16 protein-coding genes and 1 pseudogene are annotated in these 15,466 nt (G+C 36.2%); 5 read left to right on the top strand and 12 right to left on the bottom strand.

Annotated features, from left to right (window positions below; all coding sequences use genetic code 11):
- Positions 1–12: 12 nt before the first annotated feature.
- The 6 genes from ahrC to xseA all read right to left on the bottom strand — a co-directional run bounded on the left by ahrC (position 13) and on the right by xseA (position 5,920).
- Positions 13–462 carry a transcriptional regulator AhrC/ArgR gene (ahrC, locus tag ACIQ7T_RS23810; RefSeq protein WP_079561797.1) on the bottom strand — a complete coding sequence of 150 codons (450 nt, stop codon included), beginning with the start codon at positions 460–462 and terminating at the stop codon, positions 13–15.
- Positions 463–562: 100 nt separating this feature from the next.
- On the bottom strand, positions 563–1,381 hold the full coding sequence (locus tag ACIQ7T_RS23805; RefSeq protein WP_402874103.1) for a TlyA family RNA methyltransferase: 819 nt from the start codon (positions 1,379–1,381) through the stop codon (positions 563–565).
- Positions 1,381–3,282, bottom strand: a complete 1,902-nt coding sequence (gene dxs, locus ACIQ7T_RS23800) for a 1-deoxy-D-xylulose-5-phosphate synthase (RefSeq protein ID WP_402874100.1) — start codon at positions 3,280–3,282, stop codon at positions 1,381–1,383. The genes ACIQ7T_RS23805 and dxs overlap by 1 nt, the downstream gene beginning before the upstream one ends.
- Before the next feature lie 164 nt (positions 3,283–3,446).
- Positions 3,447–4,328, bottom strand: a complete 882-nt coding sequence (locus ACIQ7T_RS23795; protein ID WP_370079875.1) for a polyprenyl synthetase family protein — start codon at positions 4,326–4,328, stop codon at positions 3,447–3,449.
- 3 nt (positions 4,329–4,331) lie between these two features.
- A complete protein-coding gene (gene xseB, locus ACIQ7T_RS23790; RefSeq protein ID WP_370079873.1) occupies positions 4,332–4,565 on the bottom strand; it encodes an exodeoxyribonuclease VII small subunit in 234 nt (77 codons plus the stop codon).
- A 2-nt stretch (positions 4,566–4,567) separates the two neighbouring features.
- Positions 4,568–5,920 carry an exodeoxyribonuclease VII large subunit gene (gene xseA / locus ACIQ7T_RS23785; protein WP_370079871.1) on the bottom strand — a complete coding sequence of 451 codons (1,353 nt, stop codon included), beginning with the start codon at positions 5,918–5,920 and terminating at the stop codon, positions 4,568–4,570.
- A 565-nt stretch (positions 5,921–6,485) separates the two neighbouring features.
- On the opposite strand from xseA, the pseudogene ACIQ7T_RS23780 reads away from it, so the two are divergent.
- Positions 6,486–6,603: pseudogene (locus ACIQ7T_RS23780) on the top strand (IS1595 family transposase); the annotation flags it as partial.
- Between the two features lie 138 nt (positions 6,604–6,741).
- A complete protein-coding gene (locus ACIQ7T_RS23775; protein WP_370079869.1) occupies positions 6,742–7,281 on the top strand; it encodes a GNAT family N-acetyltransferase in 540 nt (179 codons plus the stop codon).
- Between the two features lie 73 nt (positions 7,282–7,354).
- Here ACIQ7T_RS23775 and ACIQ7T_RS23770 read toward each other — a convergent pair whose 3' ends face one another.
- The 3 genes from ACIQ7T_RS23770 to nusB all read right to left on the bottom strand — a co-directional run bounded on the left by ACIQ7T_RS23770 (position 7,355) and on the right by nusB (position 9,620).
- Complete coding sequence (locus tag ACIQ7T_RS23770) at positions 7,355–8,170, bottom strand: undecaprenyl-diphosphate phosphatase (protein ID WP_370079867.1); 816 nt, start codon at positions 8,168–8,170, stop codon at positions 7,355–7,357.
- A gap of 169 nt (positions 8,171–8,339) precedes the next feature.
- Positions 8,340–9,206 (bottom strand): bifunctional methylenetetrahydrofolate dehydrogenase/methenyltetrahydrofolate cyclohydrolase FolD, encoded by an 867-nt coding sequence (gene folD, locus ACIQ7T_RS23765; protein WP_370079865.1) that lies wholly within the window; start codon positions 9,204–9,206, stop codon positions 8,340–8,342.
- A gap of 33 nt (positions 9,207–9,239) precedes the next feature.
- Positions 9,240–9,620 carry a transcription antitermination factor NusB gene (gene nusB, locus ACIQ7T_RS23760; RefSeq protein ID WP_142507174.1) on the bottom strand — a complete coding sequence of 127 codons (381 nt, stop codon included), beginning with the start codon at positions 9,618–9,620 and terminating at the stop codon, positions 9,240–9,242.
- A 592-nt stretch (positions 9,621–10,212) separates the two neighbouring features.
- On the opposite strand from nusB, the gene ACIQ7T_RS23755 reads away from it, so the two are divergent.
- On the top strand, positions 10,213–11,382 hold the full coding sequence (locus tag ACIQ7T_RS23755) for an MFS transporter (RefSeq protein WP_370079863.1): 1,170 nt from the start codon (positions 10,213–10,215) through the stop codon (positions 11,380–11,382).
- Positions 11,383–11,464: 82 nt separating this feature from the next.
- Here ACIQ7T_RS23755 and ACIQ7T_RS23750 read toward each other — a convergent pair whose 3' ends face one another.
- Positions 11,465–11,875: an Asp23/Gls24 family envelope stress response protein gene (locus ACIQ7T_RS23750; RefSeq protein ID WP_132356667.1), complete on the bottom strand. Its 411-nt coding sequence runs from the start codon at positions 11,873–11,875 to the stop codon at positions 11,465–11,467.
- 425 nt (positions 11,876–12,300) lie between these two features.
- Between ACIQ7T_RS23750 and ACIQ7T_RS23745 the strand changes: the two genes are divergently transcribed.
- Positions 12,301–12,462 carry a hypothetical protein gene (locus tag ACIQ7T_RS23745; protein WP_370079917.1) on the top strand — a complete coding sequence of 54 codons (162 nt, stop codon included), beginning with the start codon at positions 12,301–12,303 and terminating at the stop codon, positions 12,460–12,462.
- 229 nt (positions 12,463–12,691) lie between these two features.
- Positions 12,692–13,114 carry an NUDIX hydrolase gene (locus ACIQ7T_RS23740; RefSeq protein WP_370079913.1) on the top strand — a complete coding sequence of 141 codons (423 nt, stop codon included), beginning with the start codon at positions 12,692–12,694 and terminating at the stop codon, positions 13,112–13,114.
- Between the two features lie 121 nt (positions 13,115–13,235).
- Here ACIQ7T_RS23740 and ACIQ7T_RS23735 read toward each other — a convergent pair whose 3' ends face one another.
- The gene (locus ACIQ7T_RS23735; RefSeq protein ID WP_370079861.1) at positions 13,236–13,694 is read right to left on the bottom strand and encodes a hypothetical protein; all 459 of its coding nucleotides are present in this window, start codon (positions 13,692–13,694) and stop codon (positions 13,236–13,238) included.
- Positions 13,695–14,109: 415 nt separating this feature from the next.
- Positions 14,110–15,045: an alpha/beta fold hydrolase gene (locus ACIQ7T_RS23730; protein WP_402874094.1), complete on the bottom strand. Its 936-nt coding sequence runs from the start codon at positions 15,043–15,045 to the stop codon at positions 14,110–14,112.
- Between the last annotated feature and the right edge of the window lie 421 nt (positions 15,046–15,466).

Here is a 15,466-nt window from a genome sequence, read left to right as displayed (position 1 = left end):
TACCCTGCTATTTTATAGCATTTCTAATAAGCGATTTTTTGTATTTTCACGCTCATCTTCGTTACGACAAATAATTAAAATAGTATCGTCTCCAGAAATAGTACCTAAAATTTCAGGCCAATCTAAATGGTCAAGTAGTGATGCAATAGCATTGGCATTACCAGGAAGAGCCTTCATTACTAAAAAGTGTGATGCACCATCAATGCTGACAAAAGCATCAGCTAATGCACGATGTAATTTTTGTATAGGATTGAAACGTTGGTCTGCGGGCAAGCTATATTTATAGCGTCCATCCTGTAAAGGTACTTTCACAAGATGAAGCTCTTTAATATCACGTGATACTGTTGCTTGTGTCACATTATAGCCTGCATCCTTTAAAAAATCGACTAAATCATCTTGTGTTTCAATTTCATGATTGGCAATAATATCCCGAATTCGTATATGCCTCTGTCCTTTATTCATGTCGGTCACCTCTTATAAATAGTTGAATATTTGTATATTTACACTACCATTTTAAACATAAAAGCACAAGAAAAAACACGGCTCTATAAGAGAGCACGTGTTATTTTAGTGCACTATGCGCTTCTTCAACGAGTGCATTAAAAGCTGTATATGCAGGAATTTCTTCATTACCTACAGGATTCACTAAATGGAATAAAAATTCAATATTTCCTTCGCCTCCTGTAATTGGCGAAAACGAAGCATCCTTAACGACAAAGCCAACCTCTGTCGCCATTGCAGCAGTTTTTTCTAAAACTTCTAAATGTACTTTATTATCACGAACAATGCCTTTTTTACCGACATTCTCTTTCCCAGCTTCAAACTGAGGCTTCACTAGTGCCATTACATCGCCACCTGGCATTAACACTGTTTTTAAGACAGGTAAAATAAGCGATAATGAAATAAAGCTAACGTCAATTGTTGCAAATTCTGGTAAGCCCTCTGTTAAATCTGCCGCTGTCGTATAACGGAAATTTGTTTTTTCCATTACAGTTACACGTTCATCAGAACGGATTTTCCATGCTAGTTGGTTAGAACCAACATCTAATGCATAGCAATGTCTTGCACCATTCTGTAATGCGCAATCTGTAAAACCTCCTGTAGAGGAGCCAATATCAAGCATTAGCTTCCCCTCTACAGACATATCAAAAATTTGTAGCGCTTTTTCAAGTTTCAAGCCGCCACGACTAACATATTTTAAATCAGAGCCTTTTACTTGTAGTGGTGCATCTATAGCAATTTTTTCCCCCGCCTTATCGATGCGAGTTTCATTAGAAAAAACAAGCCCTGCCATAATAGAGCGCTTTGCTTTTTCTCGCGTTTCGCATAGTCCACGCTCTACAAGTAAAATGTCTACACGTTCTTTTGGTTGTTTTGTCATTATTTATTCAAACCTACTTGCTGTTTTTGTTGAAGTAACACATGCAGACGTGCCACTGTATCCTCAGCCGTCATATGAATTTCAGCGAGAAGCTGATCTACATTACCATGCTCAATAAAATGATCAGGGATTCCCATACGATCGATTATTGCACTTAAATAGCCATGGTCATGGGCAAATTCTAATACACCACTACCAAAACCACCTTTTAGGACTGCCTCTTCAATCGTCAATATTGGCTTACGGCTTGTTAATATACGGTGAAGCATATCCTCATCCATCGGTTTAATGAAACGGGCATTGACTACCTCTATCTCTACACCTTGCTGCGCTAAAATATTGGCTGCTTCCATTGCCATTGGAATGGTCGTACCAAAGGTTAAAATCGTTGCATCCTTACCTTCACGTAATACTTCCCAGCTACCAATTGGTAACGTCATAAGCTCATCATCCAACGGAACACCTATACCATTACCTCGAGGATAACGTAATGCAATTGGACCGCCATCATAGTCTATGGCTGTTTTCACCATATGCTGACCTTCATTTTCATCTTTTGGCATCATAATTGTCATATTTGGTATATGACGAAGGAATGCAATATCAAATACGCCTTGATGTGTTTCACCGTCTGCGCCAACTAAGCCTGCACGGTCAATCCCTAGAAAGACATTTAGATTTGGACGTGCAATATCATGTAGCACTTGGTCATAGGCACGTTGAAGGAATGTTGAGTAAATGGCTAAAAACGGCTTCATGTTTTGTGTCGCTAAACCTGCCGCCATCGTTGCTGCATGTTGTTCAGCAATCCCTACATCAAAGAAACGTTCTGGGAAATCTTTTTGGATCCCTTGTAATTTTGAACCCACTGGCATTGCAGGAGTAATAGTGACAACGCGTTTATCCTCATGAGAAATTTTGCGGACTGTCTCAGCAATCAAGCTACTCCAAGCTGGACCTTTCGTCTCAGACTTTACAAAGGCACCGTTTTCAATTTTATAAGGTCCTGTCCCATGCCAATTACCAATTGTATCATCTTCAGCAGGTTTATAACCTTTGCCTTTTTTCGTAATGACATGAACGAGCACTGGGCCTTTTACTTTTTTAGCTTGTGATAAAGTTGTCTCAAGAGCATCAAAATCATGTCCATCAATCGGACCAAGATATTTAAAGCCAAGCTCCTCAAAGAACACACCTGATACTACTAAATATTTTAAGCTATCCTTTACGCGCTCAGCCGTTGTAGCAAGCTTACCACCTAGCACTGGAATTTTATTAATGAGCGATTCCAATTCTTCTTTGGCTTTTGAATATTCTTTGGCTGTACGAAGACGTCCTAGTACATTGTGTAACGCTCCGACGTTTGGAGCGATTGACATTTCATTATCGTTTAAAATGACAATCATATTTGTTTTAGCATGGCCGATATGGTTTAATGCCTCAAGAGCCATACCACCAGTTAAAGCTCCATCTCCAATAATTGGTATCACGAAATTCTTATCTTTTTTGATATCTCGTGCTGCTGCCATACCCATAGCTCCTGACAAAGATGTCGAGCTATGACCTGTCTCCCACTCATCATGTTCACTCTCCACACGCTTCGGAAAACCACAAAGCCCATTGAACTGACGTAATGTATCAAATTGATTTGCACGACCTGTCAAAATTTTATGCACGTAAGCTTGGTGGCCAACATCCCATAAAAACTTATCTTTTGGACTGTCAAACATTTTATGGAGCATAATCGTTAGCTCCACAACACCTAGGTTCGGTCCAATATGACCACCCGTGACAGAACATTTTTCGATTAAGAAGGTACGAATTTCTTCTGCAAGTCGCTCAAGACCCTTCTTATCTAAGCTTTTTAAAAAGGCTGGACTAGTTATCTTATTTAAATCCACCTTTCTCACACACCTTTTCAATAAATTATTCACCGTAATCGTGTTTCCACTATTATAACAGTGTTATTAATATGCTAAAAGTACGAACACTTTATTGTTTGCACATTGGCAAACGCCCTCACCTATTTTAGCATATTATATGCCTTTAACGCCTCGTTTTTCCCCTAGTTTTTACGATGTACAATATAGGCTGCAAACTCACGTAATAAGTTGGCGTCTACTTCCAATTTATCTAGTGCGTTAATGGCATGCTGATAATGCTCAGCAAGCTTTTCTTTTGCCCCATCTAAAGATAATAGAGCCGGGTATGTGCTTTTATCACTTGCTACATCTTTACCTGCAGTTTTACCTAGTTCTTCTGTAGTACCCTCAATATCTAAAATATCATCTTGAATTTGGAAGGCAAGACCGATATGATGCGCATATTCCTTTAAAGTTTCGCGTTCTTCTTGCGTTACATCAGCTAATACTGCTCCCGCTTCAATACTAAATCGTAATAGAGCGCCCGTTTTATTAATATGGACATGCTCAAGCTCAGCTATGTTGAGCTGACGCTTCTCACCTTCCATATCGAGTACTTGACCCCCAACCATACCTTCTGCACCAGCTGCTTTACTTAACAGATTGACTAGTTCAATGCGTTTTTCAGCTGATACATCCATGCGTGCCAATATGCCAAACGCAAGTGTATTCAATGCATCGCCTGCAAGTGTCGCTAATGCCTCACCATAAACTTTATGATTTGTTGGCTTACCTCTACGGAAATCATCATTATCCATACTTGGTAAATCATCATGGATTAACGAATACGTATGGATGATTTCAATGACTGATCCTACAGTTAATCCATTCTTTAAATTTGTATTGTATAGTTCAAGAACAGCCAATACGAAAAGAGGGCGAATACGTTTACCTCCAGCTTTTAATGAATAAAGCATTGATTCCTTTAAATTGGCTGGTGCATCAATTTTCTCGACTAGTGCAAACATTTCAGCTTCAACTTGTGGTATGTTGCTTTCAATAAAATGTTTTAATTGCTCGTTCATTTCTTAGTTCTCTCCCTTTAGTGGATCAAATGCCGTAGTCTCACCTGTCTCTTGGACAATAGAAATTAACTGCTCCTCAGCATGTTGCAGCTTGCCATGGCAAAATTGTGATAGCTCCATACCTTGTTTATATAAATCAATCGCGTTTTCTAGAGGCACATCACCTTGCTCTAACTGACGGACAATTTCCTCAAGTGCCGTCATTGCATCTGCGAAAGTTTGTTGTTTCTCTGCCACAATTATTCCCCCTCATTTTTCGGCAAGATCTTTACCACATCAGCAATAACCTTTCCATCATGGAAGGAAAGTGTTAATTGATCCTGTGGCTTTACATCAACTGATGATTTTAACATTTGATTATCTTTATAAGCTACCGTGAAGCCCCTTGTTAAAATGGCAAGTGGATTCAATGCTTCTAAAGTTCTGACAGTTGCCTCAAATTGTTGTTTTTGTTTCGTTACATAATGAGTTGCAGCACGAGTTAATTGTTGGACGTGAGTTTCTAGCTCTCGTTGATGGAAAGCTAATGCCTTTTTTGGCGAGTGCTGCTCTACCGCACTATGTAATTGTTGAAACTTTGCTTTTTTCTTCATTAAATCGACCTGCATTGCTTTTTGTAATCCCGATTCAAGTTGTGCTAGCCTTTCCGTAAATGGTCGATATAGGCGTTCTGGCATTGACAACGGATAAGATTGTTGGAGCTTATTTAGACGCTGACGTTCTGCCATAAGTTGCGCTCTCACGATTTGATGCAGTTGTGATTTTTGTGTAAGCACCCGTTGATATAAATCTTGTTGATCAGGTACAGCCATTTCAGCCGCTGCCGTTGGTGTCGGAGCGCGCAAATCAGCTACATAATCCGCGATAGTCGTATCGGTTTCATGACCTACTGCACTAATAATCGGGATACGACTTCCAAAAATCGCTCGTGCAACAGCTTCCTCATTAAATGCCCATAAATCCTCAATCGATCCACCGCCACGCCCAACAATCAGTACATCGCAACTCGCATCGATATTTGCTCGCTCAATATTTTGAACAATATTTGGCGCTGCTTGTGCTCCCTGTACAAGGGTTGGATAAATAAAAACTTCAGCAAGTGGATAGCGTCTTTTTAATGTTGTACAGATATCTCGAATGGCAGCACCTGTTGTTGACGTTAAAACACCAATTTTTTCTGGAAACCTCGGAATTGGTTGTTTCCACTCAGCTTTAAAAAGTCCTTCTTGTTGTAACTGCTCTTTCAGCTGGTTAAAGGCAACAAACAGGCTACCTATTCCATCTGGTTGCATTTCCTGTACATATAATTGATATGTACCGTAGCCTTCATAAACGTTTACATCTCCACGGATAAATACTTGCATACCTTCCTTTGGTTCAAACGCTAATTTTGTGGCTGCAGTTTTAAACATGGTAGCCGCAATTCGTGCTCCATCATCCTTTAATGTAAAGTAAATATGTCCTGATTGATGAATCTTGACATTGGATAGCTCTCCCTTTACATAGACTTCACGTAAATGCGGATCAGCATCAAATTTCCGTTTAATATATTTTGTTAATGCTTTTACAGTTAAATAAGAAGCAGATGACATTTTCCCGGCTCCTTTACTAAAATCAAGTTTTTCACAAAACTACACCTATCATAACATTTTTTATTGCGCTTGACGTGCCAAAATGCAGTTTCGTTAGAAAAAACGACTGTCTTTCATAGTATTGAAAACCTTACTATAACATTTCTATAGTATTGTTACCTGAATAAAGCTTCTTTAAAATGATATTGCTTATGCAAACGAATCGCATTTAAAAATTTCGATAATTCACTGAAATAAAATAAAGAATCACAAAGCTATGAGATTTTCATGTTATTTTTAACTAAGGGATATATTAAATAAAGTATGGCTTTCAATGCAAAGCGAGGGGTTGATTTCCGTTCCGACTGGGCGCTTTCCTGGGGGCGTCCAGCCTCCACTCCAATCAACCATTTCTCTTATATGTGTCTTTAGGTCGTTACTCTAATTTAGAACTCCTACCATTTCGTTTTTCAACATCAAGAAAACCTCACAACTAAATATAGTTATGAGGCTTTTTAAATTAATACCTATGTTTAAGAACTTTGTTGATATTTGATAAGAACGAACTCAGATGGAAGAAACGAGTCAAGGGGTTTATCATATTCGAATGTAAAAAGTTTTCATAGTCGTTTGAAAGCTGGATAAGTCGATTTAATGGCGTGGCGACGAAATACCTTGACCATTATTTAAGTTGCTTTCAATTTTTCACAAAATAACCGTAATGATGATACAACAGGTAGCAAGATCATTATTGAAAATTGCTTGTTCTCAACGATTGTTACCTATGATAAACTCAAGCTATCAAAATTTTCCATTTAGAAAAATAATCAGGGGGAAAGAGGATGAATACAACTGAATTACCAAAAGTCAATTTAAGAGAATTAACTCTTAATGATGTTGAAGACCGTTATCAATGGTGTCTTGATAAAGAAGTGATAAAACATTTAAATATGCCAGCGAAATATCCACCTTTTAGTAGGGAAGAAACTGAAGGTTGGATTAAAATGTGCATTACCAAAACAAATGGATATGAACAAAAAGCGATCATTACAGAAGAAGGAAAGCATATAGGTTGGATAGATTTGAAGAACATCGACACACTCAACAAACATGCAGAACTAGGGGTGGCAATAGGAGATAAAACCTATTGGGGTAAGGGCTATGGATTATCTGCAATGAAAGAAATGCTTTTGTGGGGCTTTAATGAATTAGACCTTAACAAGATTTGGCTTAGAGTAGAAGTTGACAATGCAAAAGCAATTAAGTCTTATAAGAGAATTGGGTATGTTGAAGAAGGTATACTAAGACAGGACCGACTAAGAAATGGTGAATTTATTGACCGTTTAAGAATGAGTATTCTGAAACACGAGTTCGTCAGTTAGCAAGAGCATAAATAGAGAAAGGGAACTCCAAAGATGTAGTTCCCTTCTAACAATATTCTTTAACATAGCTAAATTAATAAAATATTAATAAGAGAATACCTACAAGAAAGCAATAATATGTAAAGTAGCTAAGCTTGCCACTTTTCATGATTCCCATAAACCAACGCATTGCAAAATAAGTCATAAATAATGTCACAATAAATGTCGAAGCGTATGGAATTGCTAATACACCTTTATTTGGCTCATTTAAAAAATCTGAAATTCCAAGGACAACCCCACCAAGACTTACAGGAATATAAAGCATGAAGGAAAATCGCAAAGCAGTTTCCTGCTTCATACCAACTGCAACGGCTGAAATAATGGTCGCTCCTGAACGGCTAATGCCAGGTGTTAAAGCTACAGCTTGACCAAGACCTACGATAATGGCGTCTTTTGCAGTCAAATCCGCATCCTTTTTCGTACCACGCATATTACGGATTAGCCATAGGGCAATACCTGTCACAAATAGCATAAGTGCTATCGTAGTCATACTAACATTATCCGCAATAACATCCCTTAATAAAACACCTAAAACGCCTGCTGGAATAGAACCAATCACAATGAAAACGGCAAAACGGAAATCAGCTTTATAACGATTCTTTCCTGTTTTGAGATACAGGAAAAAGTTTGTAATGAGTCGGACAATATCCTCTCGATAAATATAGACAATAGCTAGTAAAGAAGCTGTGTTCGTTAAAATAGCAAAAGTAAAACCTTGCTCACCAAGACCAAGAATTTCGCTAGCAATCATAACATGTCCGCTCGATGATACAGGAATTGGCTCAGTAAATCCTTGTACAAGACCGATAATGATATGTTTGATTATAAGTATTAAATCTATGTTTTCCATAAAAACCTCCCTATTAAAATGTATGACCCAAACATTACATTAGACGTTGAAGGCAATGAAAAGTTCATAAAGAATACCTGAAAAGTAAAATAATGCAAAAAAAAGCCACCTCAATAAAAAAATTGAGGTAGCTTTTTTGCAAACTAAAGAGTCATTCAATCATTCAAAATTATAACTTAACTGTATGTGCAAGCTTATTTTCTGCTGCTTGAACTGTGTTGAATAGAAGCATAGTAATTGTCATTGGTCCTACACCGCCTGGTACAGGTGTAATGTGAGAAGCAATACCATCGACCTCACTAAAGTTTACGTCACCGCAAAGCTTGTTATTTTCATCACGATTAATACCAACATCTATAACAACTGCTCCTTCTTTAACGTGTTCCTTCGTAATAAAGTTTGCACGTCCAACTGCCGCAATTAATATATCTGCTTGTTTAGTGAATGAAGGTAGATTCGGTGTTTTGGAATGCGTATATGTAACGGTTGCATCTTTTTGTAGTAGTAGTTGTCCCATTGGTTTACCCACGATATGACTACGCCCCACGATGACCGCGTGCTTTCCTGCTACTTCAATTCCTGAATATTCAAGAAGTTTCATTACGCCAAACGGTGTACAAGGCAAAAATGTTTCTTGGCCAAGCATCATTTTCCCAACGCTTACTGGTGAGAAGCCATCAACGTCTTTTTCCACAGCAATTGTGGCAATAACAATATCCTCATCAATATGTTTTGGGAGTGGTAATTGTACTAAAATACCATGAATATCTTCACGATTATTTAATAATTCGATTTGTGCTAATAATGAATCCTGTGTAGTTTCTTCTGGCAGTTTGATTAACTCAGAAAACATACCAATCGCTTCACAAGATTTTTGCTTATTTCTCACATATGTAGCCGAGGCTTGGTTGTCTCCTACTAAAACAACCGCTAAGCCTGGTGTTAATCCTTGCTCTTTTAAACGCGTTACTCGCTCTGCTACTGAATTACGAATTTCTTGACCAATTTCTTTACCATTAATAATTGCACTTGACATAGACCTTAGTTACTCCTTCCAATTCAACACATTTTATTGTTCTGTAAATTTAGAAAGTACGCCATTAACAAATTTCGACGAGCCATCGTCGCCAAATGTTTTGCATAACTCGATTGCTTCATTAAGTACTACTCTTTTTGGTGTTTCTGGCATGTATAAAATCTCGTATACAGCTAGACGTAAAACCGTTCTTTCAATTTTAGGTAAACGGGCAAGTGACCACTTTTCAAGATGCTGCTCTATAGTAGCATCGATTTCCTCTAAATGTTCAACTGTTCCAGTAACAATCTTTTCGTAGAAGACATTTGTTGGTTGTCCTTTAATATGACCCATTGCTTCTTCTACTGTTAGTTCAGTATTGTCTAGCTGAAACAAAACTTGCAACGCTTTTTCGCGTGCCTCATGTCGTTTCATGTAAAGCTCTCCTTCTTAAGTGGCATTAAGGTTTATAATAGCATAAATTCGTGAGAGAAACACGAATTCAAGCAAGTTTTAAATAATCTGATACCTTTTTCAAGCAACTTTTTGCTTATTTTAACACCCTGCAATTAACTTTTCTAAGAAATATATTGAAATTAAAAATCAACCTTTATTGTTTAAATACCAAGAATGTTATAATTAAGGAAATTAAACATCATTTTTCAGGTGTTCATTACGCATTATGAAGTTATATGTACAAGCCGTAAAAGAACGAACGCAAATCCCGCCTATTTTACTGCGATATTTGTAAATATAAAATTCATTTTGATGCGATATAAAACTTCTTTAGCTCTTACCAGTAAGGGCATTTTATGAATGAACGTAGAGAAATAAATATGCCTGCTCCATTGACATCGTATGAAAGAAATATATAACACTTTGTATAACCGCGAACGAATACTTCCACACTTATAAAAAGTTAAAACAAATCTTTTGACTCTATAGTTACTATAGGGTTTATTGTATTACTTGGAAATATTCTAGTAGACTTTGATTCATGTATCGTGAAAGATTGAAGGAGAACAATATGAATAAGCAACAACTTTTAACTTTAAGTATTTTATTATCGAATTTATTCATTGCCTTTTTAGGTATTGGTTTAGTTATACCTGTGCTACCAACACTTATGAATGAGCTGAAAATTTCAGGCTCTGTCGTTGGTTATATGGTGGCCGCATTTGCTATCACTCAACTTATCGTCTCGCCGATTTCTGGTAAAATGGTGGATAACATTGGCCGTAAAATTATGATCGTTGCGGGTCTTTTTATATTCGGTTTTTCAGAGCTATTATTCGGGCTTGGACGCACAGTTGAAATACTCTTTATCTCACGTATGTTAGGTGGTATCAGTGCTGCTTTCATCATGCCTGCGGTAACTGCATATATCGCTGACATTACAACCCTGTCACAACGTCCAAAGGCATTAGGTTACATGAGCGCAGCGATTAGTACTGGCTTTATTATCGGACCAGGTATCGGTGGATTTTTGGCCGAATTCGGAACGCGCTTACCGTTTTATGCTGCTGGTATACTCGGATTTTTAGCAGCGCTCTTGTCATTCTTTTTACTAAAAGAACCGACACGTGCTGCCGATGATGAACAGTCTGCACCATCAATTTTAGGCAGTATGAAGCGTATTTTTAGCCCACTATACCTTATTCCATTCGTGCTTATTTTCGTATTATCATTTGGTTTAGCTGCATTTGAATCGTTATTTAGCCTATTTGTGGATCATAAATTCGCATTTACACCTTCAGATATCGCGATTATTATTACGGGAAGTGGAGTAGTCGGGGCTCTTGCTCAGCTAGTTTTATTCGATTGGCTAACAAAGAAAATGGGCGAGATTAATCTTATCCGTTATTCACTCGTCCTATCTGCTGTTTTAACATTTGCTATGACATTTGTAAGCCACTATTTCGCAATATTATTTGTCACATTCTTTATTTTCGTCGGCTTCGATTTAATTCGTCCTGCCGTTACCTCTTATTTATCAAAAATAGCTGGTAATGAACAAGGGTTCGTTGGTGGCATGAACTCCATGTTTACAAGTCTTGGTAATATCTTCGGCCCTATTTTAGGTGGAGTATTGTTCGATATCAATTTGAACTACCCATATTACTTTGCGACAATTGTTTTAACACTCGGTGTTATCCTTGCTTTGTTCTGGAGAAAACCAAAGCATATTGAAATATAATAAAATAGCAATACTAATCACTGCTGATCAATTTCCATTAATAACGTAAAAAGAAGGATTGCCCTATAGGCAACCCTTCTTTTTATTCTTGTACGGCTACTTCTTCTTTTTCAAAGTGAATACCTGTAATGTGTACATTCACTTCTGCTGTTTCAAGTGCTGTCATATTATAAATCGCTTGGCGAATTTGAGTTTGTACTTCCTTCGCCACTTTCGGAATTGTATAGCCGTATTTTACAGAGCAAAATACATCAATGGCAATCTCACCAGTTTCAGTAACACCCGATTTAATGCCCTTATTGTGAACTTTTTTACCGAAGCGTTCTACTACGCCAGTAGCAATATTACCACGAGTGGCCGCGACCCCTTCTACCTCGTTCACTGCGATTCCAGCAACAACCTCGATTACTTCCGCTGCTACTTCAATTTTCCCAAGTTCTTCTTTTCCAGAAGGCGTTGGTTGTACGAAAGATTGTCCTACTTTCTCTGCCATACAAATATCATCCTTTCCCTTACACATCACAAACAAATGCTGTACTTACGCTTATTATACTATAAAAAGGGAGGTTTGGCTTCGTAAAGCAGATTTAATTTATATGAGACAGATTTATGTCTATATATTTAAAAAGTTGGGCGATAAAAATGAAAAGCGAAAACAACCGCTACCTCTCAATAAATTTTCCACTTCCCTCTTTGTAAAATAATCAAATTTAACTTACAGAAGATTGAATCCTCCTACTAGCCATTTTTCACTCGGAACCTGACGTTGATTTTATCACCTACGACTTCTTATTCCGATAATCAACATCCCAAAATATTTCATTTTTTCCATTTTGATTTCAATAAACAATCATAATACACTATAATTCTCTTATATACGGATTTTCTGAATAATTAAGAAATATGTAGGAGAAGGAATTGAACAACATGGATATTTTTACGTTTATATTAGTATTAATTTTAGTTTTCACAGGTTTAGCAATAGAAAGAATTATGAAGGATATACGGGAACAAAATAAAGAAATTATTGAAATATTGAAGAAGAACAACCGAGATACAGAAGAAAATACAAGCAATTAAATTGAACATTTATTCTAAGTTTCTGCGTATGAAATTAACTCTAGAAAATTTAAATAAATTGCAGAGTCAATGTATTTTCACAAACAAAACCGCTTTTAAGCGAGATCGATAAATATAAAAAGTTGGGCGATAAATCCAAAATTTTAATCGTTAAATTCAAATAACCTCTCGATAAAAATTGAAAAGCGAAGAAATCTTCGTAGGTTTCTTCAGTATGGGGGAATTAGATTTGTTTATTGTCAATGTTGAAGGGGCTATAAGAAAAGATGATAAGTGGATAATTGTTGAAAGAAGTAAAAAAGAAGAACATGCGGGTGGATTACTTTCACTTGTTGGAGGAAAAGTAGATATTGAAGGAATTTCATCAAATATATTAGAAAAAACTTTAAAAAGAGAAGTTTTTGAAGAAATTGGTATTAAAATTAAAGAGAATTTAAAATATATACATAGCACTTCATTTGTAACAAATAAAGGTGAAAACGTTGTTGATATTATTTTCCTCTGTGAATATGAATCAGGTGATATTTTTGTTAAACAACCTGAAGAAGTAGAAAAAGTATTTTTATTAGCTACGGAAGAGATACTTAACAACCCTCAAGCTCCTAAATTTTTAAAAGAGTATATCAAATATGCTGAATTAGCACTGTTCTAAAGTAGGTGAAATAATGGGGAAATAAAAGTAGCAGTATAAAAAACATAATGTTTTCGAATTACTCTAAAGGGAGCAATTTTTTCCTTACGTTGTGCAATAATAGCTCCCTTTAATGAACTACCTAATCTACTTCTAAAGCGAAGGCGTAGAAAGCGTCGCCACGAGATAAATTCGCTTCCTTTTCATCCTTCCACCATACACCATATGAATAATAATAAACTCCACGTTGTGTTGGTGCGGTAAAACGATTGTCTTTCACCATTACTTCAGTTTCCTTTTTATCACTTATTAGGACAAGATTAAATTCATTTGGTTTTGGTTCGTATTCCATCACAAGAGTTATATTTTTACCAGATTTAACTTTTATAGGTTTTTTACCTTCTAATAGTTCAACTGGTCCAGCGGTATCAACGCATTTATTTGGCCAACAATAGGTACCGAGTGTAGTTTCAAATTTTTTATTATCAATTTCTATATAGACTTTTGGAGGCTTTCCTCCTGGCAATCCATTAGTATTTGAACACCCCATTAAGGTGAGTCCAAAAAGAGCTGCTAAATATAAAAAATATTTCTTCTTCATGCACATCCCCCTCAATATTTGGCGAACTCATTTATACTACGTTACAAAACAATTTTTATATTTTCTGATCCGTTTCATATTTTTTTGTTTTATCACATGGATATGTATCATTTCTTCGATATATGCATTTTTATTAATTTGATTCATATATTGTTAATTTGTAAACAATCAGCTTTTTCCCCTTTCTTTTTCTATATATTCTCTAATTGCAATAATCGTTCGTCTAAAATAATCTCGTCCTATAAATCTACGCCTGAATAAAACCTCCTGACTAGTAAAAGTCAGAAAGTATAAGAAATAGACGTTAGCGCTTTATTCCGTTGTTAACGAATCAATTCCTTGCTTGTCCCCAAAACATCATTCTCTTCTAGGAAATTCGTATTGAATTGAGCTGATTTAAAGACGTCATTGTTCATTAATTCTGCTTTTTGACACTTATCAAAGACTGATTAAACTTGACTGACTCTTCCCACTGGGGAAAATGACTTGAGTTTTCGAACCAAATGAGTTTTTTTGTCGTTTTTATCGTGTGATAGTAATCCTCTACTAATGAAGAAGAAACATGCTGATCATGACGCCCCTCAAAAAACGTAATAGGGACATCGAAACTCTTGTATTCACTAAAATCAATTTCCATGAGCTCTTGCCACAAATATTGTATAGATTGTAGACTACCTTTTTCGCGATTGATTAAATCTTTAAATGTGTACTTTGATGAAAAAATGAAATCCCTTACCAGTTGGTTGTAATTGCTTTTCCCATATAAAGAATGTCTGTATCGAACCACTAATTTAGTAACAAATAATAAATCGTTTAACCAATCTTTTTGAGTCAATGAAAGGTCAATATTTTCCAATCGCTGAACAATCTTTTTTTTATTTTGTTCTCGACTTTCTTTCAAAACAAAATCATATTGACACTGCAATCCTTTTTTCATGTTAACTACTTGACCACATCCAAAATAACTATGTACTAATTGTGGATATTTTTTAATGAAAATTAAGCCTAGGACACTTCCCCATGAGTGACCTAAAAGGTAAACTTTCTCTTGTTTAAACGTTTCTAACAAATAATGAATTAAACTGTATAAGTCTTCTATATAAGTTTCAATAGTTATTTGTTCCTCTTCCGAAAAAGTATAGTAAGATTTCCCCGCCCCTCTTTGTTCCCAGACTACAACATTAAACGTTTTTCCAAGTTCTGAGTTATATTTATAAATCAGTGGTAAAGCGGCATCACCTGGACCACCGTGCAAATACACTAAAAGAGGCAGATCGTTATCTTCACCAAAAATAGAAATAAATTGTTCTGAAGAGCCTATTTTTATATAGTTTGACACTTGAGTTTTCATTTTCTTCTCCTTCCTTACTATCGATTTGTTCCAACTTGTAATTACCGCGTTGTTTAAAATAAGGAACAATTTAGTTTTTGAATTATGGCTCTTCATCAAAATGTATGCTTGACTGTATATTCCGTTACAGGTGAATGCTTTCCGTCGGCACAGCTTTGCTTTCGGAACTAAAACTCGCCACCATTGCAAGTACATATTTTGATGTTGGCCTGAATTATATTTATTGTATCATTTTCCCAAAAAAGATATTTTATTTAAGCGTTAAAAAGTACATTAGTATATAAAAAATAAGCCGATCAATAATCGACTTATTAAACACCCTAATTGATTGAGTCCGTATAATTGTGTAAAAAGAAAAGGGGTCATTTTCTTTCCTCTTGGTTACAATGTTTTCAACCACAAAAATAAAGTAAGGAGAGGA

Source organism: Lysinibacillus sp. NPDC096212, assembly GCF_044763105.1.
Lineage (GTDB): Bacteria > Bacillota > Bacilli > Bacillales_A > Planococcaceae > Lysinibacillus.
Note: the sequence above shows the minus strand (reverse complement) of the source record. Positions and strands in the feature narration are given on the sequence as shown.